Genomic DNA, 18,289 nt, shown 5'->3' with positions numbered 1-18,289 from the left:
CGCGTGTGGCCAACAACCCGTTCTCGTCTAATACTGGTGGTCCGCGCCCGCAGCCGCGTCCCGGTGGAAACCGCGGTGGCGGGGCAGGTGCTGGTGGCGGTCAGCGTCGTTCCGGTGGCGGTCAGGGTCAGCGTGGCTCCGGTGCACCGCGTTCAGGCGCGCCGAGCCCGGCAGATATGGCAAATGCGCCAAGCCCTGGTCAGATGCCATCGCGTGCTGCCACCCGCAGTGGTGGTCGTGGTCGCGGTCAGGGTGGCCCCGGTGGTGGTCGCGGACGTGGCCACGGTGGACCTGGTGGTTTTGGTGGTCCCGGTGGTGGGTTCCGTGGTCGCGGTGGCCGCCGTGGTGGCACCGCCGGTGCTTTCGGCCGCCCAGGTGGAGCACCTGGTCGGGGACGCAAGTCCAAGCGCCAGAAGCGTAATGAGTACGAGGAGATGCACGCACCGAACGTCGTTGGTGGCGTTCGCCTGCCCGACGGTGGCGGTAAAACCGTTCGCCTGCGCCAGGGAGCAACCTTGTCTGACTTGGCAGAGAAGATCGGTACCGAGGCATCTAACCTCGTCCAGGCGCTGTTCAACCTCGGTGAGATGGTGACGGCGACGCAGTCCGTCTCCGAAGACACCCTGCAGCTGCTGGGTGCGGAGATCAACTACGAAGTTCAGATCGTCTCTCCTGAGGATGAGGACCGTGAGCTGCTTGAATCCTTCGACCTGCAGTTCGGTGAAGATGAAGGCGGCGAAGAGGCGCTTGAGCAGCGTCCGCCTGTTGTGTCCGTCATGGGTCACGTTGACCACGGTAAGACCCGCCTGTTGGACTCCATCCGTAACGCCAACGTTGGCCGCGGTGAAGCTGGTGGCATTACCCAGGGCATTGGTGCGTACCAGACCGAGGTCACTCTTGATGGTGAGCACCGCAAGATCACTTTCCTTGATACCCCGGGGCACGAGGCCTTTACTGCGATGCGTGCCCGTGGTGCGAAGTCCACGGACTTGGCCATCCTCGTCGTTGCTGCTGATGACGGTGTGATGCCGCAGACCGTGGAGGCCATCAACCACGCCAAGGCAGCTGACTTGCCCATCGTGGTTGCAGTGAACAAGGTGGATAAGCCTGAGGCACAGCCGGACAAGATCCGTGGCCAGCTCACCGAGTACGAGCTGGTGCCGGAGGAGTACGGCGGTGACACGATGTTCATTGACATCTCCGCGAAGAACGGCACCGGTATCGATGAGCTACTGGAGGCGGTATTGCTCACCGCGGATGCGTCCTTGGAGCTCACGGCGAACCCAGACATGGATGCGCAGGGTCTGTCCATTGAGGCACACCTGGACCGTGGCCGTGGTCCGGTGTCCACCGTGATTGTTCAGCGCGGTACTCTCCGCGTCGGCGATTCCATTGTTGTGGGCGGCAACTTCGGCCGTGTCCGCCGCATGGTCGACGAGTGGGGCCACGACGTGGAGGAGGCAGGCCCGTCCTGCCCGGTCCAGGTCCAAGGTCTCAACGGTGTGCCTGGTCCTGGTGACAACTTGCTCGTGGTTGAGGACGATCGCGTTGCGCGCCAGATCGCGGCACAGCGTGATGCTCGTCAGCGTGCCGCCATGCAGGCCCGCAAGAAGAAGCGCGTTTCTCTGGAGAACCTGGATCAGGCGCTCAAGGAGACGAACACGCTCAACCTCATTCTCAAGGGCGACAATGCCGGTTCGGTGGAAGCTCTGGAGGAAGCGCTGCTCAAGATCGAGGTCGACGACGAGGTGGATGTGAACATCATCGACCGTGGCGTTGGTGCGGTCACGCAGACCAACGTCTCTCTCGCTGCGGCGTCGGATGCTGTCATCGTGGCGTTCAACGTTCGCTCTGAGGGCAAGGCCACGGAGGAAGCCAACGAGGAGGGCGTGGAGATCCGCTACTACTCGGTGATCTACCAGGTCATCGAGGATGTGGAGGCTGCTCTCAAGGGCATGCTCAAGCCGATCTATGAGGAGCGTGACCTGGGCACCGCGGAGATCCGCCAGATCTTCAAGGCGTCCGCTGTGGGTCTTATCGCTGGTTGTATGGTCACCACCGGCAGCGTCAAGCGTGGTGCCAAGTTGCGCCTTGTGCGCGATGGCAACGTGATTACGCCGGACGCAACCATCACCTCCCTGCGCCGGGAGAAGGACGATGTCACCGAAGTGGCCAAGGGCTACGAGTGCGGTATGGTCCTGTCCTACCCGGATATTCAGGTGGGCGATGAAATTCAGGTCTACGAGATGGTTGAGGTACCAAGGACGTAGGCGTGGGTTGAGAGGGGATCGTCGATAAGCATGTGCTTATCGACGATTTCTTTAGCCCTGTAGACTTAAAACCCTGTTCTGCTACTGACATCAAAGGAGTGACGCTATGGCTGACAACACGCGTGCACAACGGCTGGCTAAGAGGATCCAGACGATTGTGGCAAGCGCCATTGAGCGCCAGATCAAAGACCGCCGCTTGGAGTTGGTCACCGTCACTGATGTCCGAGTGACCGGCGATCTGCATGATGCGACTGTGTTTTACACGGTGCGCGGCGCGAATATTGATGATGCGCCGGATTATGAGCAGGCCGCTGAGGCCCTTCACCGTGCTCGCGGTCAGCTGCGCAAGATTGTCGGCGACGAGTTGGGGGTGCGTTTCACTCCGACGCTGGCTTTTGAGTTGGATACTGTGCCGGAAGCATCTGCACGTATGGAGGAGCTGCTGGCACGTGCCCGTGCGCGTGATGAGGAGCTGGCTGAGTTGAAAAAGAACGCCACCCCAGCGGGGGAGGCGGACCCGTATAAGACGAAGGACGAATAAATGGCCGGTGACATTCACGCCGAGTATCCGGCTTTGTTTGGCCCCGGTGAGGGGGACTTTGCCGGCGTGGCCGCGAAGCTGAGTACCGCAGATGAGGTGCACATTGTCACCCACATTCGGCCGGATGCGGATGCGGTAGGGTCGGCCCTTGGCCTGAAACATGGGCTTGCTTCTCTTGGCGTGCCGTCCACGGTGTACATCGGGCAGAAAGAGGAGCTTCCTGAAAACATCAGGACGGTGCCGGGCGTGGCATCGGTAGCGTTGGGGGAGCCGCTGCCTCCTTCTGGCGTGGTGGTGACCACGGACTGCGCGTCATTGGACCGCACCGGCATGTACCACGATGAGCTGGCGGGCAACCCGGAGCGCGTTGTGGTGATTGACCACCATGCGTCGAATCCTGGTTATGGCGCGATGAATTTGGTGTTGCCGTCTGAGTCGACGACGGTGATTATCCGTGAGCTGCTCGCCCACATGGGTGTTGCACTCACCCCGGATATTGCGTACTGCCTGTATGCGGGTCTGGTCACGGATACGGGAAGCTTCCGGTGGGGGACTTCCCGCATGCACATTCTCGCCGCTGAGTTGATGGAGCACGGCGTGGATACCCGCGCTGCCGCGATGGACCTTATGGATGCGGTGTCGGCGGATGATTTGAAGCTCATGGGGGATGTCATGGCGGGCATGGAAACTCGTGTGGCGGGGCGCTACACCATCTCCGTGCTTGCTATCGACGATGTGCATCTCCGCCACATGAACCAAACTGCGATCGAAGCCATCATTGAGTACTCTCGCGCGTTGACCGGTAGTGATATCGGCGTGGTATTCAAGGAAATTCACCCGGGTTATTGGTCTGTGTCCCTGCGTTCGAGCGTGGTCAATGTTGCGGATGTGGCGGCGATGCACGGCGGTGGCGGACACGTCCCGGCTGCGGGTTATTCCGTTGCGGGTGCTGTGGACGCTGCGATTGATGCGTTGCAGCAGTCTGTTTCGGAGCTTCCGTGACGGATGTGACCGCACGGCGGGTGCTTGCACTCGCTCTTCCTGCCCTAGGGGTGCTCGCCGCGAACCCGCTGTACCTGCTGCTTGATACGGCTGTGATTGGTCGTTTGGGTGCGGTGGAATTGGCGGCGTTGGCAGCTGGCGCCACGGTTCAATCCACGGTGACGACGCAACTGACCTTTTTGTCCTATGGGACGACAGCGCGCTCTGCACGCTTTTATGGGGCGGGCAAGAAAGACCAAGCAATTGCTGAGGGTGTGCAGGCCACCTGGGTCGCTCTCGGCGTGGGTGCACTGCTGTCCATATTGGTATGGATCTTTACCCGGTCGATTGCACTGTTTCTCACCAATGATTCCGCGGCAGCTGGGCAGGCGGTGTGGTGGATGCGTACTGCCGCTTTTGCCATCCCGCTCACCCTGATCATCATGGCGGGTAACGGCTGGTTGCGAGGGATCCAGAACACCAGGCTGCCGTTCGTGTTCACGTTGTGTGGGCTGATCCCGGGCGCTATTGCTTTGCCGTTCCTTGTAGCCCGCTTCGGACTGGTGGGTTCGGCGGTGGCCAACATTATTGGGATGGGGCTGACCGCGTCCGGGTTCATCGTGGCGCTGAAACGTGCACACGAGGGACCGTGGAAGCCCCAGTGGCGTGTGATCAAAGAGCAGCTCGTCTTGGGGCGTGATTTGATCGTGCGTTCGTTGTCATTCCAGGTGGCGTTTGTCTCCGCCGCGGCGGTGGCAGGGCGTGTCGGGGTGGCTGCGCTCGCGGCACACCAGATCATGCTGCAACTGTGGAATTTCCTCACATTAGTGCTTGATTCCCTGGCTATTGCCGCACAAACCCTCACTGGCGCTGCGTTGGGCACCGGCCGGGTGGATACCGCGCGTGACGTGGGGCGCCAGGTGGTGAGGCTCTCCGCGGGCTTCGCGCTGATCTTGGCGGCGGTCTTCGCACTTGGTGGTCCGATTATCCGTCGTATCTTCACCTCCGAGGAGGCGGTGCTGGATGCGATGGTGGTGCCGTGGTGGGTGCTCATTGCCATGATCGTGGCCGGGGGTGTGCTTTTTGCACTCGACGGAGTGTTGCTGGGCGCCAGCGATGCCGCTTTCCTGCGTACACTCACGGTGGCCTCGGTGGTCTTCGGTTTTCTGCCAGGTATCGCTGTTGCTTACTGGGCTGGCACGGGACTCACTGGCATCTGGTGTGGTTTGGCCGCGATGATTGCGCTGCGATTGGTCGGCGTGGTCTGGCGGTTCAAATCCATGCGCTGGGCGCGCACAGTGGTAGGAACATAAGCACGATGACTGTGCAGCCCAACAAAAAGCGGACCACCACCTTGTGGGCGGTTTCCGATTTGCATGCGGCGGTGAAGGCGAACCAGCCGCGGTTGGAGGAGATCCAGCCGAATGATCCCTCGGACTGGCTCATTGTTGCTGGTGACGTGGCGGAACGCACTGAATTGATCGTTCAGGTGATGCAACAGTTCGTGGATCGTTTCCACACGGTCATGTGGGTACCGGGCAACCACGAACTTTTCTGTCGTGGCACTGACCGGTATACGGGGCGTGAGAAGTACGAGCACCTGGTGGACGAGCTGCGCACGATCGGGGTGATTACTCCGGAAGACCCGTATCCGGTGTTTGCGGGTGTGACCATCGCACCGCTGTTCACCTTGTATGACTACTCTTTCCGCGGGCCGATGATGAGCGTGGAGGAAGCGCTCGCGTCCGCGCGGGCACGTGAGATCGTGCTTACGGATGAGGTGGCCATTGCTCCCTTCGTAGATATTCGTGCGTGGTGCTGGGACCGCTTGGCGTACACCACCAGGAGGCTTTCCCGAGTGGAGGGGGAGACCATCTTGGTCAACCACTGGCCGCTCATCCAAGAGCCGACGGACAAGATGTTGTGGCGTGAGATTGCCCTGTGGTGCGGCACCCGGCATACCCGGGGGTGGGCGAAGCGCTACAACGCCCGTGCGGTCATTTACGGGCACCTGCACATGCCTGGGGTGGAAACGTATGACGGGGTGGACCACATTGAGGTGTCTTTGGGGTACCCGGATGAGTGGCGTCGGCGCGGCAGCGTGCCGCAGTGGCCGTACCCGGTGATGGAGGTGGAGCAGTGATTGACCGTGACCTGTTCCCCGAACCGGCTCGCGTGGTGTACATGTATACCGACCGGGCCAATGGTGACACGGACCTAAGCAATTACAACGAACTTCACCCTGAAGAGCGCATCGTGGTTAGTCGTGCTGTGGATTCCCGGAAGGGGGAATTCGGTGACGCGCGGTGGTGCGCCCACGAGGCTTTGCGAGAGCTGGGTGTGGATTCGGTCCATGCGATTCTGCGTGGGGAGAAGGGGATGCCGTTGTGGCCGGAAGGCTACACCGGTTCCCTCACTCACACGGAAGGTTTGCGCATCGCGGTGGCGGCGCCGACGAAGACGCTGCGGACCGTGGGCATTGACGCTGAACCGGCGGAGCCCCTGCCGGACGGCGTGTTGGGGGAGATCGCCCGGCCCCAGGAACGCGAATGGGTAGACAGCCAAAAAGCCGCTGGCCACGGTTGGGCTGACCGCCTGTTGTTCTGTGCGAAGGAAGCGACGTACAAGGCCTGGTTCCCCATGACCTTGCGCTGGCTCGGCTTCGAGGACGCGGAGATTGATATCCGCGAGGACGGTACATTCATCGCCTATATCTTGAAACGCCCGACGCCAGTGCCGTTCATCGAGGGGCGTTGGGTGGTCCGAGGTGGCTACGTGTGCGCGAGCACGTTCGTGGTGAGGTAGAACCCTAGAGGGTGGAGGGGCGGGCGACGAAGATCGTCGATAAGCGAGAGCCCTTTTCTTTGACCAAAGCGACCGCACGGCCATCTGGGCCGACTGCGGCGTGCACGCCCTTTAGGCTGCGAGGCTCGAGCCATTTGCCCATTGCGAGCGCCGCGTACTCATCCGTGGTTACTTCCAGAACAGGCCACGCGGTGGTCAGTGCTTCATCGAGCGTGAGGGACAGCTGCGGGGTGGCCTCCAAGGATTCCAGCGTGCGCGCATGAGCGAGAGTGAAGGGCCCAGATGCTTCACGACGCAACGCGGTCAAGTGTCCACCCACCCCAAGCGCCTCACCCATATCGCGTGCCAGCGATCGGATGTAGGTGCCCGAAGAGCAATGCACGCGCGCATCCACGTCGACGAAAGAACCTTCGTGGCGAATCTGCGACACGTCGAAGCTAAACACCGTCACCGGTCGAGCCGGGATGACCACTTCTTTGCCTTCGCGCACGAGCTCGTGAGCGCGCTTGCCGTCGATCTTGATGGCGGAAACCTTGGATGGCACCTGCATGATGTCCCCGGTTAGCGCGGCGACTTTGGCCATGATCGCCTCATCGGTGAGCGCGGAAGCGTCCGTCTGCGAGACGATGTCGCCCTCCGCATCATCCGTCGTGGTGGAAGCGCCCAAGCGGATGGTGGTGGAGTACACCTTGTCATCGGCCACGAGGTGAGCCAGCAGCTTCGTGCCGCGCTCAATGCCGGCAACAAGGACACCGGTGGCCATTGGGTCGAGCGTGCCGGCGTGCCCTACCTTGCGGGTTCCAAAAAAGCGCCGCAAACGTGCCACAACATCATGGCTGGTCATGCCAGCCGGTTTATCCACCACGACGATGCCGGAGGTGGACAGAGGGTCAGGGTTTTGGCCAAGGTTCATAGCACTAACCCTATGCACTACGCTGTCGCGAGTGGATATTTTGTCAGGGCTCGCTGAGGTTCCCGCCGGTCTGAATGGACCGGTGGTCACCATCGGGGTCTTCGACGGGGTGCACCGCGGACACCAGAAGCTCATCGGGCATGCGGTGGATCGCGCCCGCGAAGCCGGTGCGCCGAGTGTGTTGATGACCTTCGACCCGCACCCAGTTGCTGTCTTCGCGCCCGAGCACACACCCGATGTGCTCATGCCGTTGACGGAGCGCGCCCGTCTCATTGAGTCGCTCGGCGTTGATTACATGCTGGTCATTGACTTCACCAAAGAGCTCGCGGGGGAGAGCCCGGAGGACTATTTTGTGCAGGTGATCGTCGATAAGCTCCATGCTTCCCGCGTCGTCGTGGGGGAGAACTTCACCTTCGGCGCGGGTGGGTTGGGCACGGCGCGCACGATGCAGGAGCTCGGCGAAAAATACGGCGTCGACGTGGACATTGTTCCGTTGCTTTTTGACGGCTCCTCCCGCGTCTGCTCCACCTCCATCCGACACGCTCTCGCCGAAGGTGAAGTGGGCCAAGCCTCTGAGTTTCTTGGCCGTGCGTTCTCTGTGACCGCACGTGTGGAGCGCGGCGCCGGACGCGGTGGCCGCGAATTGGGTTACCCGACCGCGAACCAATACGTTGGCGATAACGAAGCCGTGCCGGGGGATGGCGTGTATGCCGGCTGGTTCACCGTGCTGCCGGAAGAGGGAACCGGCCCCATCGACGGGGACATGGAATTAGAGGTCTGTTATCCGGCGGCGATCTCCGTGGGCACGAACCCCACTTTTGGTGATGCGCGCCGTAGCGTGGAGTCCTTCGTACTTGACCGCGACGCAGATCTGTACGGGCGGCTCGCGCGCGTGGAATTCATTGCGAAGGTGCGCGACATGGTGAAGTTTGATTCCGTCGATGAATTGCTGGAGAACATGGCGCGCGACGTGGCAACCGTGCGCACCCTGCTTGAGCGCGCTTAGAGGTTCACCGGATAGGCTGGGGCCCATGACCCGCAAAATGATTCTGGACCTAGATACCGGCATCGATGATGCCCTCGCTCTCGCCTACGCACTGGGCTCGGAGGAAGTAGACCTCATCGGTGTGACGGGCACGTATGGCAACGTGCTTGTGGAAACTGGTGTGCGCAACACCCTGGCCATCCTTGAACTCTTTGGCCGCACTGACGTCCCAGTGTTTGCTGGCCCTGGCCATGCCAGCGCGAAAGAGTCCTTTGAGGTGCTGGAGATCTCCGAGTTCATCCACGGCAAGAACGGCATCGGCGAAGCAGAGCTACCGGAGCCCGCGCGCCGGGTGGAGCCGAAGTCCGCGGTGGACTTCCTCGTGGAATCGGTGGAGAAGTACGGCGATGAGCTCGTCATTGTTCCCACCGGTCCATCTACCACCATTGCTGCTGCAGCAAAGGTGAGCAAGACATTTGCGGAGAAAGCCCACATCGTCATGATGGGTGGTGCGCTCACCGTCCCCGGCAACGTGTCGCCGTGGGCTGAGGCCAACGTCAACCAGGACCCGGAGGCAACCGACGCGATCTTCCGCAGCATGAAAGACATCACGATGATCGGTTTGGATGTCACACTGCAGACTCTTCTGACCACCAATGAAACGGCTCAGTGGGAAGCGCTGGGCACTCCGGGCGGTGACTTCCTCGCAGCAGCCACGAATTACTACATCGGTGCCTATGACACCACCGCGCCACATCTGGGTGGCTGCGGTCTGCACGACCCGCTGGCTGTTGGTGTGGCCATTGACCCGACACTAGTGGCCACATTGGACATTAACCTCAAGGTCGACACCGAGGGGGAGACCCGCGGACGCACCATCGGTGATGAAACTCGGCTCAATGACGAGACGAAGACAGCCAAGGTTGCCGTCGCAGTGGACAAGCAGCGCTTCCTTGATGAATTCATGCGCCGCCTCACCGGCCTGGCTGAGAAGAGCTAGCGGGATTAACAGTTTCCGCCCGCGGTGCGGTACTCTTTCCAATTCGGTAGCGGCAACGCGTGACTGTGGTTCGCAGCAGTCCCCGCCACTGACTTTCCGATGAATGCGAACTGAAATAACCAAGGAGAACACTTTCCATGGCTTTGACCACTGAGAAGAAGGCCGAGATCCTCAAGGAATACGGCCTGCATGAGACCGACACTGGTTCCCCGGAGGCTCAGGTTGCCCTGCTCACCGAGCGCATCAATAACCTCACCGAGCACCTCAAGGACCACAAGCACGATCACCACTCCCGTCGTGGTTTGCTGCTGCTCGTTGGTCGTCGCCGCGGTCTGCTGAAGTACCTGCGCGAGAATAACGTTGAGCGTTACCGTGAGCTGATTTCGCGTCTGGGGCTGCGCCGATAAGCAAAAAGCTTTTCTTCCAGCACGAACAACGGCCGTCATCGTTTGGCGGCCGTTTTTCGCGCGCATACGGTGTTTTACGTGGCTAGCTGGTAGTGTGCCTGGGTGCAACCAAAAGATTCACCTCGGCGGCACCGACGACCGCCACGAACCCATGAAAGGGATCTGTTGAGCAAGAACACAAAGCACACCCCGGACAACTCCGTTGAATTCCACATTGATGAGGAATTCGGCCTGACCGAAGCAACTGCCATTCTGGACAACGGCGACTTTGGCACCCGTACCGTCCGGTTTGAAACCGGACAGCTTGCGCGCCAGGCTGACGGCTCGGTGACCACCTACCTCGACGACGACACAATGCTGCTGGCCACCACTACCGCATCCAACCAGCCACGCGAAGGCTTTGACTTCTTCCCACTCACCGTTGACGTGGAAGAGCGCATGTACGCCGCTGGAAAGATTCCGGGCTCGTTCTTCCGCCGTGAAGGCCGCCCGTCCACGCAGGCGATTCTGGCCTGCCGCCTGATTGACCGTCCGCTGCGCCCGACCTTTGTCAAGGGCCTGCGTAATGAGGTCCAGGTTGTCATCACTGTGATGAGCTGGGACCCAGAGGAGTACTACGACGTTGTAGCTATCAACGGCGCATCGGCTGCAACGCAGCTGTCTGGTCTGCCGGTATCTGGCGCTGTTGGTGGCGTGCGCATGGCGCTCATCGCTGATGACAGACATCCAAAGGGCCAGTGGGTCGCGTTCCCGAACCACGAGCAGCACGAGAAGGCTGTGTTCGAAATGGTCGTGGCCGGCCGCATCGTCGAGAAGCGAAAAGGTCGCCGCAAGGTCCAGGACGTTGCCATCATGATGGTGGAAGCCGGCGCGGGCGTGAACGTGATGAAGCTGGTGGCTGACGGCGCGCCAGCACCGACGGAAGCGACCGTCGCCGAGGGGCTGGAGGCGGCGAAGCCCTACATCAAGACCTTGTGCGAGGCGCAGAATGTTCTGGCTGAGAAGACCGCGAAGGAAGCGCAGGAATTCCCTCTCTTCCCGGCATACAGCGATGAGGTCTTTGACGCTGTGGAGAAGAAGGCCTCCAAGAAGCTGGCCAAGCTGCTCACCATCGCGGGTAAGGCTGAGCGCGATGACGCGACCAATGAGTACATGGAGGAGATTGAGGAGAACCTGCTGTCCTCCTTCACCGCTGAGGACGCATCCAAGCAGATCCGTGCCGCCTACAACGCGCTGATGAAACAAATCGTGCGCGAGAAGATCCTCACCGAGGGCTTCCGTATCGACGGCCGTGGGGTCACCGACATCCGCGACCTCGGCGTCGAAGTGGAACTGATTCCGCGTGCCCACGGCTCCGCTCTGTTCGAGCGTGGTGAAACCCAGATTCTCGGCGTGACCACCTTGGACATGTTGAAGATGGAGCAGCACCTAGACGCACTCCACCCGGAGACCTCCAAGCACTACATCCACCACTACAACTTCCCGCCGTACTCCACCGGTGAGACCGGTCGCGTTGGTTCGCCGAAGCGCCGCGAGATCGGCCACGGCGCGCTGGCTGAGCGTGCCCTCGTGCCAGTGATTCCGTCCAAGGAGGAGTTCCCGTACACGATCCGGCAGGTCTCTGAGGCGCTGGGCTCCAACGGTTCGACCTCCATGGGTTCTGTGTGTGCATCGACGCTGTCGCTCTACAACGCTGGTGTGCCACTGGCTGCGCCGGTTGCTGGTATCGCCATGGGCCTTGTTTCCGGTGAGGTTGACGGTGAGACCAAATACGTTGCGCTGACCGACATCCTCGGTGCTGAGGATGCATTCGGCGACATGGACTTCAAGGTTGCCGGCACCCCGGATTTCATCACCGCCCTGCAGCTGGACACCAAGCTTGACGGCATCCCGTCCGACGTTCTGGCTAACGCGCTCACCCAAGCCAAGGAAGCCCGCGGGACCATCCTGGACACGATGGCTGAGATCATCGAGGGCCCGGATGAGATGAGCCCGCTGGCCCCGAAGATCACCACCGTGCACGTGCCTGTGTCCAAGATCGGTGAGGTGATCGGCCCGAAGGGCAAGACCATCAACCAGATCACGGAGGAGACGGGCGCTGACATCTCCATCGAGGATGACGGCACCATCTACGTTGCCGCTGCCACGGGTGAAGGTGCAGACGCTGCGATTGAGCAGATCAACTCGATTGCGAACCCGCAGCAGCCGAAGGTGGGGGAGCGTTACCTGGGCACTGTTGTGAAGACGGTTGCTTTTGGTGCGTTCGTGTCCCTCACGCCGGGTCGTGATGGCCTGGTGCACATTTCCAAGCTTGGTGGCAACAAGCGTATTGAGAATGTGGAGGATGTAGTCAACGTTGGCGACAAGATCGAGGTTGAGATCGCGGACATCGATAACCGCGGCAAGATCTCGCTCGTCCCAGTCGAAGACTAAGCTCCTGCTTATCGACGAAGCCCCGGCTAGTTCACTGTGAACTGAACTAGCCGGGGCCTTGTTGTGCGTTACTTTTGGAAGTCCACGACCACGCGCGTCGGGTTTTCAATCACTTCAACCTTGAAGGGGCGTTTCTTGTCCACGCCGATGTACCACCTGGAATCGCCTTCATCCCAGCCTTGGTAGACAACGTCGGTGATACTCGGGGCGTGCCCGTCTGAGCCTTGTGGGGCTTCATAGGGATCATTCACTCCGCGCACGAGTACGAGGAGTGCGGCGCCACCGTTGACGTGAACATCGAAGCCAGATCCTTGTTGGTTGGGGTGATCGTCGTACTGCGCAAAGATCCACGGTGTGCCAGTGCCGCCGATGTCGAAGACAAGGCGATCAAAGGTGTCGTGCGCGCCGATGCGGACACCGGTGACTTTGTAGGAGCCGTCTCGGTGATCCTTAATTTCCACGCGGTCGGTGCCAAAACCGTGCGCGACCGGTGGCTCGGGGGCGGCTTCCTCCGTTGTTTCTACCGTTGTGGTGATGGTGTTCGGGGGAGCTGATTCGCGCAGTGTCATCACTGCTTCGTCAGGTTCTTGCAGCTGTGAGCATGCGCCTAGCGACATGGCCGCGAACAACGTACTACACACCACAGCTACATGGCGGGCGTGGAACATGATCGGGAGCCTACTTCTGAATGTCCACGACGACACGCGTCGGGTTTTCCAACACTGTCACTTTGTACGGGCGCTGTTTGTCCAGCCCTATGAAGTACTGGGAAACACCCTCGAAGGTGCCACTATTAGTCACGTCCTCGATGTTGCCGGAGGCAAGCCCAAGGGTGGTTTTGCCGGCGTACTTGGCGTCCGGGGTTTGGTCAAGGGAAGTGCCGTGGATGGTGATCTCCAGGGCTGCCTCACCCGGGACCTCCACCGGAAGGCCGGAGGCCTGCTGAAGAGGTTCACCGGAGTAGCCCGCAAGAAACTCTGGCGTGCCATCGCCCTCGAATTCGAAGACAACGCGGTCATAGCCTTCGTGGGAACCTGAGCGGATATCAGCGGTGCGCAGCTCCGGCATGTTCGAGCCCGTGAAGGTTCCCGTGGGTTCTGTGGAATAATCCCCGGGCACGTCCTGGTTGTCGATCGTGGACGCAACGACTGTCTTGGTGTCAGTTGTAGTGGAAGGGGAGGGGTTTCCGTTTGGCTCTGAAATGCCTTCCGAAGGCGAGCACGCGGCCATGCCCAAGGCGCTGACCGTCAGGAGAGCGAGTGTTAACGCGTGTGACTGGTGTTTCATATGTTGTAGTTTATCGGACAATCTCATCCCCCGTCGGAGGCAAGGCGGAGCTATCGCTTCCGGGTGCAGGCGATAGAGTGGGGCGGAGCAGAATAAAACGAAGAATCACAAGATCTCAAGGGGTTGACAGCCATGGCCATCAAAGTGGGAGTTCTCGGAGCAAAAGGGCGCGTGGGGTCAGCGGTTGTGGCAGGGGTCAATGCCGCCGCTGACCTGGAATTGGTCGCGGAGGTGGATTCCGGTGATTCCCTCGACGTTTTGGTAGAAAGCGGTGCTCAGGTCATCGTTGACTTCACCACCCCGAGCGCCGTGATGGGCAACCTGGAGTTCTGTATTAACAACGGCATCCACGCCGTTGTTGGCACGACTGGCTTTGACGAGGAGCGCTACCAGCAGGTGCGCGACTGGTGCGCTGCCAACGAGAGCGTGGGTGTCCTCATTGCCCCGAACTTTGCCATCTCCGCGGTGCTGGCCATGGCCTTTGCCCGCCAGGCCGCCCCGTTCTTCGACTCCGCTGAAGTTGTTGAATACCACCATCCGAACAAGCTGGATGCGCCATCTGGCACGGCACAGAAGACGGCGCAGGGGATTGCGAAGGCGCGCGCTGAAGCAAAGATGGGTCCAATGCCCGATGCGACCGAGCAAGCCCTCGATGGCTCCCGCGGCGCTGACGTCGACGGTGTGAAGGTGCACGCAGTACGCATGCAGGGCATGGTTGCGCACGAAGACATCATCTTCGGCACCACCGACCAAACGCTGACCATCCGCCAAGATTCCTACGGCCGCGACTCATTCGTGCCCGGCGTGCTCACCGGTGTGCGTGGCGTTGCGGACCACCCCGGCCTAACCATCGGCCTCGACTCCTACCTGGGCCTGTAAATGTCACAGAGTAAAAATCTTCACGTTCAACTCATCGCCGCCACCTCCTTCGCAGCCCCTGCCGACGTGGACTGGGAGCAAGACCCGGACTCCACCGACGCGGAGGCGCTCGTCGAATTTGCGGGGCGAGCCTGCTACGAAACCTTCAACAAACCCAACCCGCACACCGCTGCCAACGGGGCCTACCTGCGTCACATCCTCGAGGTTGGGCACGATGCACTGCTGGAGCATGCCACCGCAACGTTGTACATCCGTGGCCTCTCCCGTGCGGCGGGAAATGAGCTACTGCGACACCGCCACCTGTCTTTCTCCCAGCTCTCCCAGCGTTTTGTGCCCGCGCGCGAAGCCAGCGTGGTCATCCCCGACGCGATTGCGGAAGACGAGGATCTGCGCCATATCTTCCTCGCCGCAGTCGATGAGACACGCTTTGTCTACGAGGAACTCCTCGGCGCACTCGAAAGTAACCTCGACGACGAACCCAACGCGCTACTGCGCAAGAAAAAGGCGCGCCAAGCTGCCCGCGCCATCCTGCCCAACGCCACCGAAACGCGTTTCGTGGTCACTGGCAACTACCGCGCATGGCGCGACTTCATCGCCGCGCGCGCCAGCGAACATGCGGATGTAGAAATTCGTGAACTCGCCATCGCCATTCTTGAGGTATTGAAGAAACAGGCGCCTTCGCTTTTCGACGACTTCCTCATCAGCACCCTTGCAGACGGAAGCGTTATGGCCACAAGCCCCTACGTCGGATAGTTCTATTGAACCCCGCCGGTGGCCGATGGGCGGGACAAAGAATGTACCCTATGTACCCATGGGCATTTCAACGAAAGCACAAACTGGTGCAGATGAGTTCGGAACCATCGGCGTCGCCATGGTCACCCCGTTTGACACAAGCGGCGAGTTGGATCTCGCCGCTGCACGAAAGTTGGCTGTCCACCTGGTAGACAATGGTGTCGATTCCCTCATCCTTGGTGGCACCACGGGTGAATCCCCAACAACGAGCCCCGAGGAGAAAATCGAACTGATCAAGGCGGTGCGCTCTGAATTGGGGGACCGCGTGAAGATCATGGCGGGGGCAGGAACGAATGACACGCGGACGTCGATAGCTTTGGCGCAAGCTTCTCGTGATGCTGGTGCTGACTCCCTCCTCGTCGTCACTCCGTACTACTCCAAGCCCTCTCAGGCGGGACTGCTTGCGCACTTCACTGCTGTTGCCCAGGCCACCGATCTGCCCGTTTGTCTCTACGACATCCCAGGACGCTCTGCTATCCCCATCGCCGGCGCAACACTTCGCGCCCTGGCAGAACTGCCCACCATCAAAGCTGTCAAAGACGCCAAAGGTGACCTGCTAGAAGCCACCACGATTATCAATGACACCGGGTTGGCCTGGTACTCTGGCGATGACGTTCTCAACCTGCCGTGGTTCTCCGTCGGCGCAACCGGAGTTATCTCCGTTGTTGCCCACGCAGCCCCAGGTCTTATGAGAGAAATGGTTACAAGCTTCGAGGAAGGCGACCTCGCCCGCGCGCGGGAAATCAACGCCACCACCATGTGCGTGCTCGCTGGACAGCAAGCCGTGCTCGGTGGAGTGACATTTGCAAAAGCCGCCCTGCGCCTGCAGGGCATTGAGGTCGGAGACCCCCGCCTGCCCATCGTCGCACCCGACGAAACGCAGCTGGAGGCGCTCCGCCATGACATGGAAAAGGCTGGAGTCCTTTAAGTATGAACGAAACCCGTAACCGCTCGCGCAAGGTGACCCGTAAGGCGGGCCCGCCGGAGACGAGCGACCAGCAGCCGGTGTTCCAAACCGCTGACACCCAACCGCAGGAAAGCCGTAACGACGGTGGCAATGGCAGTAACAACGGTAAAGGTGGCAATAATAACCGTGGCCACGGGGGTAACAACGGTGGTGGAAACCGCAACCGTGGTCGTGGCCGGGGCCGTGGTCGCGGACGCGGCGGGGACAATCGCCGCAACCCAGTGAGGGGCATGCAGGGCGCGGACTTGACCAAGCGTTTGCCGGAACCGCAGAAGCCTACGAATGGCGCGTTGCGTATTTACGCTCTTGGTGGCATCTCTGAGATTGGCCGCAACATGACCGTGTTTGAGTACAACGGTCGTCTGCTCATCGTGGACTGTGGTGTTCTGTTCCCGTCCTCTGATGAGCCGGGCGTGGACCTCATCCTGCCGGACTTCGGTCCGATTGAGAATAAGTTGGATAAGGTCGACGGGCTCGTCGTTACGCACGGGCACGAGGACCACATTGGCGCAATCCCGTGGCTGCTTAAGCTGCGCCCAGACATCCCGATTTACTCCGCGAAGTTCACTAACGCGCTCATCGCGGCGAAGACCAAGGAGCACCGCCAGCGCCCGAAGCTGCACGAGGTCAACGAAAAGTCGGAGATTACCGTCGGCCCGTACAACGTGCGCTTCTTCCACGTTGGGCACTCCATCCCGGACTGCCTAGGCGTTGTGATCAAGACTGGTGCGGGCACCGTCTGCATGACCGGTGACGTCAAGGTCGACATGACTCCGTACGACAACAAGCCCACCGATCTGCCGGCGCTTGCCCGCTACGGCGACGAAGGTATTGACCTGTTCCTGTGTGACTCCACCAATGCCACCATTCCGGGCATTTCCGCCTCTGAGGCTGGCATTGAGGAGAACCTCATCCGAATCGTGCAGGCCGCTAAACAGCGTGTTGTTCTCGCGTCTTTTGCGTCCAACGTGTCGCGTGTGCAGATGGCGGTCAACGCTGCCGTGGCTTCCGGCCGCAGGGTTGCGTTCAACGGCCGCTCCATGATCCGCAACATGGAGATAGCGGAGAAGATGAGCCTGCTGCGCGCCCCGAAGGGCACCATCATTCCTATCGAAGAGGCCGCGAAGATGGCGCCGCACCGCGTCATGCTTATTACCACCGGTACGCAGGGTGAGCCGATGGCAGCGCTGTCGCGCATGTCCCGCCGTGAGCACCGCCAGATCACGGTGCGTGACGGTGACACGATCATCCTGTCCTCATCGCTTATCCCGGGCAATGAGGAAGCAGTGTTCGCTGTGATCAACAACCTCGCGCAGATCGGCGCGCACGTGATCACCAACGACGAGGCACATGTCCACGCTTCCGGCCACGGTTACGCCGGCGAGCTGCTGTTCCTCTACAACATGGCTCGCCCTCGCAACGCCATGCCGGTACACGGCGAGTGGCGCCACCTGCGCGCCAATAAGGAGCTGGCTATCGCTACTGGCGTGAAGCCAGAGAACACGGTGCTGGCGCAGAACGGCGTTGTCGTGGACATGGTTGACGGCCGAGTGAAGGTCGCTGGCCAATACCAGGTGGGCAACCTGTACGTTGACGGCACGACGATGGGTGACGTTGACCCGGACGTGCTCGCGGACCGCACCAATTTGGCTGCCGGTGGCGTCATCTCCATCACTTGTGTGATCGATGACCGCACGAGTCGCCTCATTGAGAAGCCGACGGTGTCCACCACGGGCCTTATCGATGATGACCGTGAGGTCAAGCCCGTCATCGTCGAGCTGGTGGAGAATACGATGTACGACCTCGCCGCCGAGGGCGAGAACGACCCGTACCGTATGGTCCAGCAGTTGCGTCGCCGCATTTCTCGCACGATCGAGCAGAAGTACAAGCGTGAGCCTGTCATTTTGCCCACGGTCGTGCCAATGAATGCTGACGATGTCACTCCTGTGCCCACGGAGGAAGTCGAGGCATCGCGCGAATCACTGTAGCGTTTCGCTTTTTGGCGCTTGCCTGAAGCCCCGTTCCCACC

17 protein-coding genes are annotated in these 18,289 nt (G+C 60.8%); 14 read left to right on the top strand and 3 right to left on the bottom strand.

Annotation, left to right across the window (positions count from 1 at the left end):
• From infB to F4V54_RS04765, 6 genes are all read left to right on the top strand, one after another.
• On the top strand, positions 1 to 2,270 hold a 2,270-nt coding region (gene infB, locus F4V54_RS04790; protein WP_150386413.1), incomplete at its 5' end, for a translation initiation factor IF-2.
• A 106-nt stretch (positions 2,271 to 2,376) separates the two neighbouring features.
• Positions 2,377 to 2,811, top strand: a complete 435-nt coding sequence (gene rbfA / locus F4V54_RS04785) for a 30S ribosome-binding factor RbfA (RefSeq protein WP_034661505.1) — start codon at positions 2,377 to 2,379, stop codon at positions 2,809 to 2,811.
• Positions 2,812 to 3,813 carry a DHH family phosphoesterase gene (locus tag F4V54_RS04780; RefSeq protein WP_102724183.1) on the top strand — a complete coding sequence of 334 codons (1,002 nt, stop codon included), beginning with the start codon at positions 2,812 to 2,814 and terminating at the stop codon, positions 3,811 to 3,813. It abuts the gene before it with no gap.
• Positions 3,810 to 5,105 (top strand): MATE family efflux transporter, encoded by a 1,296-nt coding sequence (locus F4V54_RS04775; protein WP_150386412.1) that lies wholly within the window; start codon positions 3,810 to 3,812, stop codon positions 5,103 to 5,105. Before F4V54_RS04780 ends, F4V54_RS04775 begins: the two co-directional genes overlap by 4 nt.
• A 5-nt stretch (positions 5,106 to 5,110) precedes the next feature.
• On the top strand, positions 5,111 to 5,935 hold the full coding sequence (locus tag F4V54_RS04770) for a metallophosphoesterase family protein (protein WP_102724181.1): 825 nt from the start codon (positions 5,111 to 5,113) through the stop codon (positions 5,933 to 5,935).
• Entirely contained in the window at positions 5,932 to 6,597 is a 666-nt protein-coding gene (locus F4V54_RS04765) for a 4'-phosphopantetheinyl transferase family protein (RefSeq protein WP_034661499.1), read from the top strand. Before F4V54_RS04770 ends, F4V54_RS04765 begins: the two co-directional genes overlap by 4 nt.
• A gap of 4 nt (positions 6,598 to 6,601) precedes the next feature.
• Here the strand turns inward: F4V54_RS04765 and truB are convergent, their stop codons facing one another.
• Entirely contained in the window at positions 6,602 to 7,510 is a 909-nt protein-coding gene (truB, locus tag F4V54_RS04760; RefSeq protein ID WP_211359464.1) for a tRNA pseudouridine(55) synthase TruB, read from the bottom strand.
• 31 nt (positions 7,511 to 7,541) lie between these two features.
• On the opposite strand from truB, the gene F4V54_RS04755 reads away from it, so the two are divergent.
• The 4 genes from F4V54_RS04755 to F4V54_RS04740 all read left to right on the top strand — a co-directional run bounded on the left by F4V54_RS04755 (position 7,542) and on the right by F4V54_RS04740 (position 12,335).
• Positions 7,542 to 8,516: a bifunctional riboflavin kinase/FAD synthetase gene (locus F4V54_RS04755; RefSeq protein WP_034661495.1), complete on the top strand. Its 975-nt coding sequence runs from the start codon at positions 7,542 to 7,544 to the stop codon at positions 8,514 to 8,516.
• A gap of 25 nt (positions 8,517 to 8,541) precedes the next feature.
• The gene (locus F4V54_RS04750; protein ID WP_102724180.1) at positions 8,542 to 9,495 is read left to right on the top strand and encodes a nucleoside hydrolase; all 954 of its coding nucleotides are present in this window, start codon (positions 8,542 to 8,544) and stop codon (positions 9,493 to 9,495) included.
• 137 nt (positions 9,496 to 9,632) lie between these two features.
• Complete coding sequence (rpsO, locus tag F4V54_RS04745) at positions 9,633 to 9,902, top strand: 30S ribosomal protein S15 (protein WP_034661490.1); 270 nt, start codon at positions 9,633 to 9,635, stop codon at positions 9,900 to 9,902.
• Positions 9,903 to 10,064: 162 nt separating this feature from the next.
• On the top strand, positions 10,065 to 12,335 hold the full coding sequence (locus tag F4V54_RS04740) for a polyribonucleotide nucleotidyltransferase (RefSeq protein ID WP_034661669.1): 2,271 nt from the start codon (positions 10,065 to 10,067) through the stop codon (positions 12,333 to 12,335).
• Between the two features lie 68 nt (positions 12,336 to 12,403).
• Here F4V54_RS04740 and F4V54_RS04735 read toward each other — a convergent pair whose 3' ends face one another.
• Together F4V54_RS04735 and F4V54_RS04730 are read right to left on the bottom strand one after the other, a co-directional pair.
• Entirely contained in the window at positions 12,404 to 13,003 is a 600-nt protein-coding gene (locus tag F4V54_RS04735) for an AMIN-like domain-containing (lipo)protein (RefSeq protein WP_150386410.1), read from the bottom strand.
• A gap of 10 nt (positions 13,004 to 13,013) precedes the next feature.
• Positions 13,014 to 13,622 carry an AMIN-like domain-containing (lipo)protein gene (locus F4V54_RS04730; RefSeq protein WP_102724084.1) on the bottom strand — a complete coding sequence of 203 codons (609 nt, stop codon included), beginning with the start codon at positions 13,620 to 13,622 and terminating at the stop codon, positions 13,014 to 13,016.
• A gap of 132 nt (positions 13,623 to 13,754) precedes the next feature.
• Here F4V54_RS04730 and dapB point away from each other — a divergent pair, with 132 nt between their 5' ends.
• Genes dapB through F4V54_RS04710 form a run of 4 tightly spaced genes read left to right on the top strand, consistent with a single transcriptional unit; the run spans position 13,755 to position 18,248 of the window.
• Positions 13,755 to 14,501 carry a 4-hydroxy-tetrahydrodipicolinate reductase gene (gene dapB, locus F4V54_RS04725; RefSeq protein WP_150386409.1) on the top strand — a complete coding sequence of 249 codons (747 nt, stop codon included), beginning with the start codon at positions 13,755 to 13,757 and terminating at the stop codon, positions 14,499 to 14,501.
• Positions 14,502 to 15,254 (top strand): FAD-dependent thymidylate synthase, encoded by a 753-nt coding sequence (thyX, locus tag F4V54_RS04720; RefSeq protein WP_150386408.1) that lies wholly within the window; start codon positions 14,502 to 14,504, stop codon positions 15,252 to 15,254.
• Between the two features lie 58 nt (positions 15,255 to 15,312).
• Entirely contained in the window at positions 15,313 to 16,221 is a 909-nt protein-coding gene (gene dapA, locus F4V54_RS04715) for a 4-hydroxy-tetrahydrodipicolinate synthase (RefSeq protein ID WP_150386407.1), read from the top strand.
• Between the two features lie 2 nt (positions 16,222 to 16,223).
• Positions 16,224 to 18,248 carry a ribonuclease J gene (locus tag F4V54_RS04710; protein ID WP_102724088.1) on the top strand — a complete coding sequence of 675 codons (2,025 nt, stop codon included), beginning with the start codon at positions 16,224 to 16,226 and terminating at the stop codon, positions 18,246 to 18,248.
• The last annotated feature ends 41 nt before the right edge of the window (positions 18,249 to 18,289 follow it).

The organism is Corynebacterium tuscaniense (assembly GCF_008693065.1).
Lineage (GTDB): Bacteria > Actinomycetota > Actinomycetes > Mycobacteriales > Mycobacteriaceae > Corynebacterium > Corynebacterium tuscaniense.
This window is presented reverse-complemented; position numbering and strand designations above follow the sequence as displayed.

Coding starts and splice junctions, on each gene's coding strand:
- F4V54_RS04780 (WP_102724183.1), top strand. CDS start 2,812: ATGGCCGGTGACATTCACGCCGAGTATCCGGCTTTGTTTGGCCCCGGT.
- F4V54_RS04735 (WP_150386410.1), bottom strand. CDS start 13,003: ATGTTCCACGCCCGCCATGTAGCTGTGGTGTGTAGTACGTTGTTCGCG.
- rbfA (WP_034661505.1), top strand. CDS start 2,377: ATGGCTGACAACACGCGTGCACAACGGCTGGCTAAGAGGATCCAGACG.
- dapA (WP_150386407.1), top strand. CDS start 15,313: ATGGGCATTTCAACGAAAGCACAAACTGGTGCAGATGAGTTCGGAACC.
- F4V54_RS04770 (WP_102724181.1), top strand. CDS start 5,111: ATGACTGTGCAGCCCAACAAAAAGCGGACCACCACCTTGTGGGCGGTT.
- dapB (WP_150386409.1), top strand. CDS start 13,755: ATGGCCATCAAAGTGGGAGTTCTCGGAGCAAAAGGGCGCGTGGGGTCA.
- F4V54_RS04750 (WP_102724180.1), top strand. CDS start 8,542: ATGACCCGCAAAATGATTCTGGACCTAGATACCGGCATCGATGATGCC.
- F4V54_RS04730 (WP_102724084.1), bottom strand. CDS start 13,622: ATGAAACACCAGTCACACGCGTTAACACTCGCTCTCCTGACGGTCAGC.
- rpsO (WP_034661490.1), top strand. CDS start 9,633: ATGGCTTTGACCACTGAGAAGAAGGCCGAGATCCTCAAGGAATACGGC.
- truB (WP_211359464.1), bottom strand. CDS start 7,510: ATGAACCTTGGCCAAAACCCTGACCCTCTGTCCACCTCCGGCATCGTC.
- thyX (WP_150386408.1), top strand. CDS start 14,502: ATGTCACAGAGTAAAAATCTTCACGTTCAACTCATCGCCGCCACCTCC.
- F4V54_RS04710 (WP_102724088.1), top strand. CDS start 16,224: ATGAACGAAACCCGTAACCGCTCGCGCAAGGTGACCCGTAAGGCGGGC.